The following is a 12,019-nucleotide window of genomic DNA, read 5'->3' on the forward strand; positions in this document are numbered from 1 at the left end:
TAACCTCAACTCCTTGAAGGGGTGGGTATGGATCAGGCGGTCTTCGAGTCCATCAGGTACTCAGCTGGGTGCCAGGACTGCGGTGCGGAGTTGGAGTGCTGGGGCGTCCAAGCCCTGGTCCACGGCTCCTTGCGATGGGACATGGAGTCCAGGTGTTCAGCCTGCGGGTTTGCGATAGCTGACTGCGGCGGTGATCTGCCTTCCGAACTACGGGGGCGGCTGCTCTCCGAGCGGGGACCAGCCCGCCTCCAGATGGATCCATCAGCGAGGAACGCTGCGATCATGCGGGTTCTGCGGGCAGAACTTGGCATGGGTCTCGTGGAAGTCAAGACCCTGCTGAGCGAGGTCTTGGCGGGAGCCCACTCAGGCACGATGCCTGAGATGGAGTTCCTGGCCCGCAAGCTGCGCGCGTCTGGCGTCGATGCTGTTGCCGCTCGGCCGTACAGGCCCTGAGCTGGCCATTCAGCTGATTCTCCGGGGTTCGTGCCGACCTTGTGGTGTGCTGGGCGGGCATATGCCTCGCCCGTGGCGAGGACGCGTCCGACTTCGTAGCACAGCTCGGGGGCCTCGTTCGTTGCGCTTCACGACCATCACCCGATCGGTGGCCAACTCGAATAAGCTCACTGTTCCGGCCGCCTGTCTCCTCGGCCCTGATGCACGGGGCGTGAACGGACTGAACGATCATTATGTGATGGATACGGGTATGTGGCCGGTGCTGCCGGATGTCGAGCGGGATCAGTGGGAGTACCTCCCTGGGCGGACCCTGGGGCCGCTGCGCTTCAACATGAACCAGGAAGAGGTCATCGCGGCCCTTACCGCAGACGGCTTCACCACCGGGCCTGACGGATACGGCCCAGGGCGGGACGCCGTGCGCTTTTCCAAGGAAGACGCCCTCACGAGCCAGGCGGCGGTGGAGTGCTACTTCCATGCGGACCGAGAGCTGGCCTATGTCCTTGTCGACGGGCGCCTCGGCCCTCAGGTGACCTGCGATGGGATCCGGCTCATCGGACGTGTGCCGTCGCAGCTCGCGCAGGAGATGGAAACCCACGCGATCAAGCACGACACCGGCTTGCGGTTCAGTCCCACTGGCGACCTCTTCTGCGATGGCTTCCAACTCGAAGTCGGCGCCCAGCGCGCCGGCGACAGCGTAGTGTCCTGGGCCCTGTTCTTCGTCGCGGGAGATGACCACTCCGTCACACGTGACGCCGCACCCGAAGCGGTATGGCACCGCTGGTAGACGCCACCACGCTCACCTCACCACCTCAAGCACCTTCGCGGGAGGCGGAGGACGGATATCGCGAAACTGGCTCCGAGGCCGGTCAGCCCCCTACGACTTCACGAGTTCAACCTCAGTAATCGATTAGCGGACCTCCCCGACATCCCAGCCGACGTCGGCGACGCTGCGGGTGGTCGGTCACTGGTTCGATCGTCACGCCGACCCGCCTTCCGGCACTGCCGCAGTAAACGCGTACACCTCGCCCCGGCCGCCGGAATGGTCCGCCGCAGGTCGCGGTAATCACGGTCGGGGCTCTGCCGCAGTAAATCCGGAATCTACTGCGGTAGTTCTTCCGGGCCCTGCTGGGCGGCTGCGATGAGCTGGGCGGCCAGATTCTTGAGCGCCTGCCGTAGTTCGCCGGGATGGTGGATGGTGAAGGGCCATTCCAGGGAGGCGAGCATGTGGGCCATGCCGTCCAGCCGTTCTGCCCGTGCGTGCATCAGGACGCCGGTGGGCTGGGCGGTGAGGGTCACCGCTGAGCGAGGCAGTCGGCGGGCGATCTCATCGAGGGGGCCGTGGATCGTCACCTCGACCTGCCAGCGGTAGGGCCCCTGGGCGAGGGTCGAGGTCAGGTGGGCGACGGGGTTGAAACCGTCGGGTGCGGTGAAGCTGTGGGCCCGGGGGGTGACGGAGGTGATGCGGTCGATGCGGAAGGTGCGCAGGCTGTCGCGGAGGTGGTCGTGGCCGACGACGTACCAGCGGCCGGTGTGGAAGACCACGCCGTAGGGGTCGATGTCGCGTTCGGTGTGTTCCTGGCGCCAGGACTGGTGGCTGATGGCGACGGTCGTGCGGGCGCGGGAGGCCTGGGCCAGTGCCAGCAGGACGCCGGTTCCGGGTGCCTGACCGATTACGGCGTTGGCGGTGAACGACAGGGTCTCCCGCATGGCGGCGAGCGGTTCGCGCAGAGCGTGCGGAAGCACCCGTTCGATCTTGGCCAGGGCACCGGCACTGGCCGGCGCGGCGGTGCCCATGCCCAGACGTTCTGCCGCGAGCAGGCCAAGGACGACGGCGAGGGCCTCGTCATTGGTGAGGACCAGAGGTGGCATCCGGTAGCCGCGGGCCAGCCGGTAGCCGCCGTAGCGGCCGCGTTCGGCCTCCACGGGGATGCCCAGTTCCCGCAGATGGGCGGTGTACCGGCGCACCGTGCGCACGTCGGTGTCCAGCCGGTCGGCCAGCTCCGTCCCGGTGAGCCGGGCGTTGGACTGGAGGAGTTCCAGCAGGGTCAGCACACGGGTCAGGGGATGCGACATGGATCACTCGGCATTTCAGGGCGGATTCTGTCCTGTATCGACTTTACGCTCCCCGCAGCACCTACTTCAGGGAGATCACATGGCCACCTTCGTACTCGTTCCCGGCGCCTGGCTCGGGGCATGGGCCTGGGAAGACACCGCCCGCGCTCTGCGGGAGCGCGGCCACACGGCGCTGCCGCTGACCCTGACCGGCCTGGCCGAACACGCCGACCAGGCCGGACCCCAGACAGACCTGGACACGCACATCGCGGACATCACGGGATTCGTCGAGCGGAACGGTCTGCGCGACGTCACGCTGGTCGCCCACAGCTACGCGGCTGCCCCGGTAACCGGGGCAGCCGGACGTCTCGGCGACCGGCTGGAGCGCGTGGTGTACGTGGACAGCGCCCCGTTCGCGGCAGGCATGTGCATGCTCGACCTCATGCCACCGCAGGCAGCGGACCAGCTGCGCCAGCAGGTCGACGCTTCTGGCGACGCGTGGCGGCTACCGATGCCGCCGTTTGAGGTCCTGGGCTTGTCCAGCAGCCTCGACGGGCTCGATGACGGCCAGCGGAACGTTCTGCGCGCGCGTGCCACCCCTCAGCCGTTCGGCACCTTCACCCAGCGTCTCGCCGGCCCGGCCGAGCCCGGTCCCGGTGTGGACCGTGTCCTGATCGCGTGCAATGACTTCACGGGGCTGCTGGATGCCGGGGTGCCGATGCTGGCCTACCTGAACCAGCCGCCGTGGCGGCGCTTCGACCTGCCCACCGGGCACTGGCCGATGCTGTCCGCGCCCGCCGAACTCGCCCGTGTCCTCGACAAGGCCGTCTCCTGACCGCGTCGGCCGAGAGGCGCAGCCCGATGCCTGACCACGAGAGCATCCGCCGGTTGCGGGCCTGTGCGCAGGCCCTGGCCGGCGGAGCATGCGAGGCCTCTGCCGAGGCGGTCGTCCGACGGGTCTTCGCCATCCAGGCCCAGGACGCCGCGGCCGCCGACCTGGGCATCCGGGTACGCGGCCGGGACATCACCGCCCAGGCCATCCGCACGGCCTACGAGAAAGAGCGGAGTATCGTCCGCAACTGGTACATGCGCGGCACCCTGCACACCATCCCCAGCGACGACGCCCGCTGGGTGCTGCAGTTGCTGTCCCCGCGGATCCTCGCCGCGACCAGCCGCCGCTACCAGCAGCTGAGCCTGGACGACGATCTGCGCCAGCGCGCCGACCATCTCATCCGGCGTGCCCTTGCCGCGCACGGCCCACTCACCCGGGCCGAGCTGACCGAGCGCCTCACCGCCCTCGGTGTTCCGCCGGACGGGCAGGTGCCCTTCTACCTGATCCGCCACGCGGCACTCACCGGCATCCTCTGCCATGGTCCGCAGCGCGCCGGTGAGGCCACGTATGTGCTGCTCGACGACTGGCTGCCCTCCACCGGGCGCTTCCGGTGGGAGGGCGGTGACGCTCTCGCCGAGCTGGCCCGCCGGTACCTGGGCGCACACGCCCCCGCCACCTTGGAGGACTTCGCCGCCTGGTCCGGACTGCCGATCACCTGGGCCCGCAGGGCCTGGAAAACGCTGGCGGAATCCGGCGTGATCACCGAGTACGGCGCATGGACCATGCTCGCCGGGCAGGTGAAAGAACTCCCACGCGCGCCTGACACCCCGGACGTTCGCATGCTGCCCGCTTACGACAACTACCTGATCGGCTACCGCACCCGCGAGGCGTCCGTCCCCGCTCTCCACCAGGCCCGCGTCTGGCCAGGAGGCGGCCTCATCCGCCCCACCGTCATCGCCGACGGCCTGGCCATCGCCACCTGGACCCGTGGCCCCGGCTCGCGCTCCATCCAGGTGGATGCCTTCGAACCTGTCCCGCCTCAGATCGAGCAGGGCATCGACATGGAAAAGGAGGCCATCGTCGGCTTCCTGCGGCCCACCACGTAGCCGACCCGCATCCCGATCCAAAAAGGGCGGCCGCATGGGCGAGAGCGTGGGGGTCAAGCAGCCTGACCGAGGCCGGCGGCGGTCAGACCCTGCTCACGCAGCGGGGTGAAGTCGACGTCAAGCTTCGGGTCGTACGCTTCCGGCTGGATGCCGACTTCGTGGGTGCTGTACTCGCCGAACCGGTTGATGTGTTCGGTCAGATACGGCGAGATGTGGGCCAGGTCCTCGGGGTCGCTCTCCCAGCCTTCTTCCAGCAGCTGGCGGACGATCTCCGCGATATCCAGGGCGTTGTGGAAGATCACCGCGTTCGTGAGCAGGGCGTTGAACTTCATCGCCTTCTCCTGCTCTACGGGGTCGTTGTCGGCGATGACGCCGCGGTTGCCGAAGCCGACCCACTGGGAAAACCGGTTGAACGACTCCACCTTGTTCGTCGCCGCGGTCACCCGCCGCCGCAACCGCGCATCGGAGAGGTAGCGCAGCAGCTGGACGGCACCGCCGTCGACGCCTTCCTGTCCGCCATCCCCGGCAGGTGGCCACTGCGCTCGATGATGCGCACCGCGCGGTCCACGGCAGCGAGGTCGCCGTTCCGGATCGCGGAGCGGTAGACACCGAAGAACAGCTGCTCCAGCCGTTCTGCCATGAACAATCAGGAGGCTGCCGCTCGGCGGCTCGGCGCCGCGCCGGTACGCCTCGATCCCGTACCCCTGCGGGTAGGCGATGCCGTTGCTGCTGATCGCGGGATCCGCAGCGAGCTTGCGGCCGGTGGTCAGCCAGTCGACTCTGCCGAGCTTGAGGTCGATGGCATCGGTACGCCGCTGGGTAATGGCGGCCCGTGCGGCCCGGTTGGGGCGGCCCATGTGCGCAGCTCCTCGAAACCCCCGCGCCGCCCTTCCGTGATCCTGTATCGGAGGGCGGCGGCGGGGCTGCGAGCTGCTAGCGGGCGAGCGTCCACTTCGTGAGGCGGTCCACGATTTCCAGGACCGACCTGCGCGCGCCGGCGGAGATGAACGCGAAGGCGAAGAACGACGGGACGAGGGCGATCACCACGACCAGGGCGGGCAGCAGGCGCACGACGATGGTGCAGAAGTCCAGCACGGAGCGGAGGGTCCGGGCCTGGGACAGGAGCTCGATCAAACGGTCCAGCAAGGTGCACTCCTCGGATACGCGAGCGGGGTCACCTGGTGTCCCGGCTGAGGGCATACGTCTCCCTCGGTCGGTGCCCCTGGTAGGGCAACCAAGTGGATGTAGAACCCCGCTGGCCCGCGTTTTACGAGTCAGCGGCAGGTTCGGTACCTGCTGCGCATCTGTGCTCTCCCTGCGCCAAACCTTGCGACGTCGGACAGTAGTCCGCGGCCAGCGAATTTACCGGCCACCGAACTGCCATTCAAGAGCAGATATCAGTCACGCTGTCTCGAAATGTTCGGAACGAATCCCCGAAGGTCAGCTGTGTCGGGCCAGGCTGCTCCTCCAGCTTCGATGCTGCACCCGGCGCCCCAGGGACGTTGCGGTTCTGCTTCAGCCACCATCCGAACTGCCAGTTTCGGCAGGTCCGGAACAGTCGGGCGCCTGCCGGAGCGGTTCACCCGCGGGATGGAGTGCGCCCCATCCGGTGACCGGCCGCGCGTTCCGCCCCCAGCCACGGCACGCGAGTGGCTGGAGTCCCGGACCGATGTGTCCGGAGTCGAAGGCGTTTTGCAGCCAGGGTTTGTTATTGACCGATTGACCACTATGTTGCCGGTCTGCGGCTCTACCTCTCACGACCGACTCTGTTCCACAGCCCTGCGCAGATCACGCCGAATCCTGTAGCAACGCCTTGGGTTCGGTCTCTACAGTCACCGCATGGCCACCGAGGACGAAGATCCAAGCCAGCGCGACATCACTGCGATGCTCGAAGGGCAGACCAGTGCCTGCAAGGCAGCGCGCGACGCCATCGCGGCCGGCGGCGAGGTCATGCTCTACGACGGTCAGGCCCCGCACTGGATGGTCTTCGGCATTGCTGCGACAAGGCTGCGGAGGTCGTTGAAGATCGGCCTGACGACCGTCGGCCTTGACGAGACCGTTGAGATCCTCCGCGCTCGGCATCGCGATGAGCAACTGCGTACCGGCAACATCGTCGCAGCAGACCGATCTTGGTTCTTCACCCTTTATTTCGACGCCACGGGGACCGAGCTCCTGGCGTGCAGCGGCGTCAAGAACGAGCGTCCCTCGGGGAGGGACGGTCATATAAGCCCGTCATCTTCGGGTGTGAGTAGTTGAGGCACAGGAAATCCCGCCGAGATTGAGCCGAGATCGCGCACGATCTTGCCCAGGTCGCGGCCGGCGCCCGCCCGCCCATCACAGCCCCCGAGGTCGCCACCCACTACGACGTCTCCATCCGCACCGGTGAGCGCCTACTGACCGCTGCCAGCGAGCAGGTCCCCGATGAAGGCCACGCCGCAGGCAGCCGAACAGGCGATCCTCTTCTGGCAGTCAGGGTGAAGGTGCCTCGACCGCCCGCGCTTCCCTCCGCGACTCCGCGTCCACCGCGTGTCGCCGAGACGTACTTGATGAGCTGCCGGGCTTCCTTGCTCTACCGGCCCCGGCGGCCCAACGAGCAGCCGCGTCACGCGGACCCTTACCTGCACTTCTACCCGCTGGTCCGTGAGCCGCCGGACGGCCGTTCCTACCAGCTGGCCGGGTCGTGGTGGTGCTGGCGGATCAAGGGCATGGAGGGTCCGGCTCAGCGGCACCGCAGTCGCAGGTCGCAGCCTCTTACCAGCCACTGACATGGGAGTCTCAAGGCCGGAAGAGGCAGGACAGCACGGCGTTACCTTGTGCAGCGGCGCCACGGCTTGTCGTAGGAGCCGCCGCAGGTCCGGCAGGAGGCGGCGTAGACGGCGCTGGCAGGAGTCGTCCGCTCGGCAGGCTCGGCCGGGTGGGGCTGGCCCATGATGACGGCGGTCAGTTCCGGCTTCGTGCAGGTGCACGAGCCGCCCGTTTGCCTGGGCCGGGCGAGGCGGGGTGCTGGCACAGCGGCCGGGCCCGCAGCACCCGCGGACGCTGTGAGGAGGTGTTCGGTCCGCCAGCCATCGATGGGGGCCTTGCGTCTTTGGGTATTACGGTCGAAACGCTGCTGCTCGGTGCTGGTCTCGAACAGCAGCAGCATCCCCGCCAGCAGCCGGAACGCCTCCCCGCGTACGAGTCTGGCCACCGGCGACAGCACGGCGGCCGGAGTGCCGTCCGGGCCGATCAGCGGCGTTCCCCCGCCCCACCTCGGATCGCCGGTGCTCAGTCCGGGCGTCACGGTGATGTGGTGCTCACGCGCCAGGTGCCCGACGGCCTGCCGCACCCCTGGCCGGCGCATCAGCGCGTCGTACCACTGGGCCCCGGCAGGTCCGAGATGCGCCCGCCGCGCTTCCGCCTCGCAGGCGGCGGCCCGCTCCAGGGCGGCCCGGCGGGAGCCGGCGTTCTTCCGGTCGATGTCGGCCCGTCTGTACCTCGCCCGCTCCTGGAGCCGCTCGCGCTGCTCGGCCGCCTGCCGCTGACGCTCCTCCTCCTGCCACAGGTAGACCTCCTCGTTTCGGATGTACCGGAGGGTCGTCCAGACCTCGGCGAGCTGGCGCTGGGGGTACCTCAGTCGCACGCGCGGGGTGTGCGGAAAGACCTGGCAGGTGAACATCCAGTGCAGGAACTCGACGAGGGGTGGCTGCGGCCCCGGTTCCCAGGAGCGCCCGGTGAACTTCACCAGACCTTCGGCGACGGCCAGACCGCCCTCCGCGGCGACCAGCCGCACCGAGGGGACAGCCCCGAGCCACGGAGGGCGGGCCCGGTCGCTGAACCAGCAGCAGGACACATCGTGCGCCTCCATCCGCCGCGTCCGCTCGGTGATCTCCGCGACGGTGATCGGGGAGAGCTGCGCCTCCAGGGCAACCCGCCAAGTCCCGGCTGGATCACTGGCCAGCACGTCCGCCCGCCACGACCCGTCCGGCGCGCGGACCTCCAGCTCGGCGTGAGCCCCGGCCTGCCGGGCTGCGCTGAGCAGCTCCAGCTTGAGGAGGTGGTGCGCCTCGGACTCTCCTTGGCGGGCGATCTCGCAGTCCGGTGCGTGCGGGGCGTGGGCGAAGAAGCGAAGCCCTCGCTCGGAAGTCTTCGCGTGCATCGGGTGCCCGCACTCTGGGCAGCCGAGCGGTGCGGGCGGCCGGACCTTCCACACCGCCTCCCACGCCTGCCCGCACCCGAGATCCGGCAGGTGCGAGAAAACGGTGCCCCACTCGGCGTGCACAGCCCGGAACGCCATCCGCCCCCCTCTGAACGACCACTCGCTCAGAGTGTTGCGGCAGCCACCGACAATCGACACCGCGGAATTCAGACGGATGGCCGGAAGTTGATCACATGCCCCCTCGTGCCAGGTCCGGGCCAGAGCCGCACACCGCGTCACTGTCAGAAACGAAACGTCGTGACGGCACACTCGGCGCCGCACTCAGCAGCCGGCGTCGATGTGCGACTTGATGAGGTCGGTGATGAACCGGCGGGTGCGGTCAGGATCGAGGGCCTGAGCCTGGAGGTGGTCATACATCACGCCATAGCCCTGCACGTCGGATGCCTTCTCCAGGTAGAGATCGCTGGTGAACCGCTCCAGATACACCACCCCCGCCTTACTGATCATTTCAGAATGAGTGGGGCTCGGGGGCTTGGCAGTTGGGCTGGCGGGCGGCAGAGTTCTGCAGGTGTCAGATGATCTTGTGCCTGATGACCTGTGGGATCGTGTCGCTCCGTTGCTCCCGCCTCGACCGCCGCGGCGTCAGCGGTATCCGGGCCGGCTGCCGGCGGATGACCGTGCGGCTCTGCGCGGGATCGTCTACGTCCTGCGAACGGGGGTGACCTGGGCGGACGTGCCGACCGAGACGATCGGCTGCAGCGGGGTGACATGCTGGCGACGCCTGCGAGACTGGACCGAGGCTGGCGTCTGGCCCCGCCTGCACGCCATCCTCCTCGCCGAACTTCGCAAGGCGGGTCTGCTGGATATGGACGACGCCGCGATCGACGGCTCGCATGTCCGGGCCCTGAAAGGGGGGCTCACACCGGACCTTCGCCGGTCGACCGTGCCCGGCCCGGCAGCAAGCACCACCTGATCACCGACCGCCACGGAACACCCCTCGCCGTGTCGCTGACCAGCGGAAACCGGCACGACGTCACCCAGCTCATGCCCCTGCTGGACTGCATCCCCCGCATTCGCGGACTGGTCGGCCGGCCCCGTCACCGACCACGGCGGTTGTTCGCCGACCGCGGCTACGACTACGACAAGTACCGACGCCTGCTCAGAGCCCGCGGCATCACGCCGAAGATCGCCCGCAAGGGCACCGCCCACGGATCCGGCCTGGGCAAGACCAGATGGGTCGTCGAGCGCACCTTCGCCTGGCTCCACCAGTTCAAACGCCTCCGGATCCGTTACGAGATACGAGCCGACCTCCACCTCGGACTGCTCCAACTCGCGTGCAGCATCATCTGCTTGCGACGACTCCGAACCTCATTCTGAAATGATCAGTTAGGAAAGACAGATCGGCAGGCACCTCAGGCGCTGGTAGGGCGGCACTACAAGGTGCCCGCGTCCGGCCAGTACGAAATGGCGCTGGGCGGGAGGGCCAGCCGGTAGCGGGAGGCATCCTCGAGTGCAGCACCTCCGCCATCATCAGGAAGGTCTCGTGGCGGTTGGGCACCACGTCCCCGAGGTCATTCGGCTGGTGCCATTCATCGAGCCGCAGCACGAGCAGGTCGGCGAGGACGCCATCCCGCGGCTCCGCCTCGTCGGCCAGGAAGAGTGACCTGTTGCCCGGGGCCAGCACGCGGAACACATCCGGAGAGGATCACCGTGCCGGCGTCGACCCGCAGAGCGGTCCTGCGGACCAACCACGGGATGTTGACGGCATACATCCCGCACGTCGGATCGGGCGGGTTTACGTTCTCCACTCGCCAGGAGCTCGCCGAACCGGGCTTGCCGCCAGTCAGACAGCTGCCGAAGCCGTGGATGACATCGATGAGGTTGCCCTCGCGTGGGCTGCAACTCCATCCTCTCCGCGCAGAGATCGAACTGTCCGAGGATCGAGGAGGCGGTCATCACGGCCTCAGACCAGGCCGCGCGATCCGGCGACTGACAGCAGGGCTCCACTGGCTCCCCGGCAGCCACCCCATCGCACTACACACCGGGGGAGGCCTCTGGGCTTGGAAGACATCGGGTTGGATGATGCCGTGGCACGACGATCCAGGACGACGAAGAGGCAGCGACCACCCTTTGGCATACCGAGGGAGGTCGTTCTACTGACGGGCCGGAACGTGTGGCCGTACACGTTTATTGCGGAAGACGCGAGCGGTGCGTGCGGCAAGGTCTTGATGTCTTCTGACGCGACCGTTGAACTGGTCCAAACCGTCGTCCTCAACCGACTGGCGGAGCTCACCCGCACCTTCCATGGAGTCGAGATCGACATCGCATGGTCCTCCCCGACACCGGATTCATGGGTCGGAAGTGTCCGGGACGTCGCCCCGGCGGAGCGCGCTCGGGCAGACGAGGCCAAGGACGCCGACTGATCGGGCCCCACAAGTTCGACGTGTCACCGCGCCCCGCCTCATCGCCAGGTGCCGTGGACGAACTCGCAGGCGTGGGGGACAGCGGTCGAGTACCTGCCCCCATGACGCCGACGGAGCCCTCGGCTTTTGTCCGCGGACAAAAGCCGGGTCGCCCCCAACTCACTGGCCGGTTCAGCACGTGCCGCCGACCGGGGAGCACGGGGGATCCGACGCATCCCACGCTCGGCCAAGATGTGCACCTTCCTCGGCTTCACCACCGAGGCGTGGTCGAGGTTCGCCCTGCACATCGGCGGCAACCGCTAGCGAGGGAAGACGTCCTCCTCGCTCGCATCGGGGGATGACACCCTTGCTGACGGCCTGCCGAGACATTGACGAGCGCTAACGCTCACGCCGTCCTACGCCCGGCACGTCGACGTCGAGACGCGACGTCCAGGATGACCCACAGCCGCCGACCGTCTTTTCCCGCGCCGCACCGCCTGTGAGTGGTTTCGCAGGTGCTTGGTGCGCTCGCGACTTGCAGACGGAAGCGGGACTGTGCCACGCCCCAGAGGATGGGGTCCATGAACGGCGGTTCCGGCCTCTCGGTATCAGGGAACGAACGAGCACCCAATCGGCTGGAACGAGCCCCCGCCGGGAGTGTTGTTGAACTTTGCGGGTGAAAAGTGCCCAACTTCGGTGACAGGCAGCCTCCGAAGAGGCACCCTCCAAGGAGAGCGCTGCGTAAGCAGTTGCAGACACAGAGTGGGGTGTTGATGTTCAAGCGATTACGTCGCTGGACGAGTGGTAGGCCGATGGTCGAGGTAGTCCTGGCCGTTCTTCGGGGCGCCGTAGCTGGGCTCGTGAGTCATCTGCTCGGCATGACGAGTTGACGGCTCCGACTCGTCACGGAGTCGCAGCCGTCGCTCTCCTCCCGGGAAGGATCCGTTACAGCGGGTGCTTCCCGGGGGCGGATTAGGGGCCGTCTGGCCGGCCGTGAGGCTGTAATGCCTCCAAAATTCGGCCGTGGAAACCCATG

General features: G+C 67.8%; 11 protein-coding genes and 1 pseudogene. 6 read left to right on the forward strand and 6 right to left on the reverse strand.

All coding sequences use genetic code 11. From position 1 onward, the window contains the following. Positions 1-664: 664 nt before the first annotated feature. Positions 665-1,237: a hypothetical protein gene (locus tag ACZ4WZ_RS15100; RefSeq protein WP_467889936.1), complete on the forward strand. Its 573-nt coding sequence runs from the start codon at positions 665-667 to the stop codon at positions 1,235-1,237. A gap of 314 nt (positions 1,238-1,551) precedes the next feature. Here the strand turns inward: ACZ4WZ_RS15100 and ACZ4WZ_RS15105 are convergent, their stop codons facing one another. Further along, positions 1,552-2,526, reverse strand: a complete 975-nt coding sequence (locus tag ACZ4WZ_RS15105; RefSeq protein WP_467889938.1) for a helix-turn-helix transcriptional regulator — start codon at positions 2,524-2,526, stop codon at positions 1,552-1,554. A gap of 79 nt (positions 2,527-2,605) precedes the next feature. Between ACZ4WZ_RS15105 and ACZ4WZ_RS15110 the strand changes: the two genes are divergently transcribed. Further along, a complete protein-coding gene (locus ACZ4WZ_RS15110; RefSeq protein ID WP_467889941.1) occupies positions 2,606-3,340 on the forward strand; it encodes an alpha/beta fold hydrolase in 735 nt (244 codons plus the stop codon). Positions 3,341-3,366: 26 nt separating this feature from the next. Continuing rightward, positions 3,367-4,443, forward strand: coding sequence for a winged helix DNA-binding domain-containing protein (locus ACZ4WZ_RS15115; protein ID WP_467889944.1), 1,077 nt, complete (start codon positions 3,367-3,369; stop codon positions 4,441-4,443). A 53-nt stretch (positions 4,444-4,496) separates the two neighbouring features. On the opposite strand, the gene ACZ4WZ_RS15120 is transcribed toward ACZ4WZ_RS15115, so the two are convergent. Together ACZ4WZ_RS15120 and ACZ4WZ_RS15125 are read right to left on the reverse strand one after the other, a co-directional pair. Next, positions 4,497-5,300, reverse strand: coding sequence for a Tn3 family transposase (locus ACZ4WZ_RS15120; protein ID WP_467889947.1), 804 nt, complete (start codon positions 5,298-5,300; stop codon positions 4,497-4,499). A gap of 76 nt (positions 5,301-5,376) precedes the next feature. Continuing rightward, entirely contained in the window at positions 5,377-5,589 is a 213-nt protein-coding gene (locus ACZ4WZ_RS15125) for a hypothetical protein (RefSeq protein WP_467889950.1), read from the reverse strand. A gap of 693 nt (positions 5,590-6,282) precedes the next feature. On the opposite strand from ACZ4WZ_RS15125, the gene ACZ4WZ_RS15130 reads away from it, so the two are divergent. Continuing rightward, positions 6,283-6,699, forward strand: a complete 417-nt coding sequence (locus ACZ4WZ_RS15130; protein ID WP_467889953.1) for a hypothetical protein — start codon at positions 6,283-6,285, stop codon at positions 6,697-6,699. A 550-nt stretch (positions 6,700-7,249) separates the two neighbouring features. Here ACZ4WZ_RS15130 and ACZ4WZ_RS15135 read toward each other — a convergent pair. Beyond that, positions 7,250-8,581, reverse strand: a complete 1,332-nt coding sequence (locus tag ACZ4WZ_RS15135) for a competence protein CoiA family protein (RefSeq protein WP_467889955.1) — start codon at positions 8,579-8,581, stop codon at positions 7,250-7,252. Positions 8,582-8,902: 321 nt separating this feature from the next. Beyond that, positions 8,903-9,070 (reverse strand): annotated as a pseudogene (locus ACZ4WZ_RS15140) (Scr1 family TA system antitoxin-like transcriptional regulator); the annotation flags it as partial. A 79-nt stretch (positions 9,071-9,149) separates the two neighbouring features. On the opposite strand from ACZ4WZ_RS15140, the gene ACZ4WZ_RS15145 reads away from it, so the two are divergent. Continuing rightward, positions 9,150-9,958 (forward strand): IS5 family transposase gene (locus tag ACZ4WZ_RS15145; RefSeq protein ID WP_467889958.1). Its coding sequence is split into 2 segments (ribosomal slippage): positions 9,150-9,489 and positions 9,489-9,958, totalling 810 coding nucleotides; the frame shifts between segments, so codons are not numbered across the junction. Here ACZ4WZ_RS15145 and ACZ4WZ_RS15150 read toward each other — a convergent pair. Further along, positions 9,924-10,274: a DUF7003 family protein gene (locus ACZ4WZ_RS15150; RefSeq protein WP_467889960.1), complete on the reverse strand. Its 351-nt coding sequence runs from the start codon at positions 10,272-10,274 to the stop codon at positions 9,924-9,926. The genes ACZ4WZ_RS15145 and ACZ4WZ_RS15150 overlap by 35 nt on opposite strands. A 535-nt stretch (positions 10,275-10,809) precedes the next feature. On the opposite strand from ACZ4WZ_RS15150, the gene ACZ4WZ_RS15155 reads away from it, so the two are divergent. Continuing rightward, the gene (locus tag ACZ4WZ_RS15155; protein WP_467889963.1) at positions 10,810-11,004 is read left to right on the forward strand and encodes a hypothetical protein; all 195 of its coding nucleotides are present in this window, start codon (positions 10,810-10,812) and stop codon (positions 11,002-11,004) included. Positions 11,005-12,019 lie beyond the last annotated feature (1,015 nt).

The sequence above is a fragment of the Streptomyces sp. NPDC029122 genome (genome assembly GCF_055569445.1).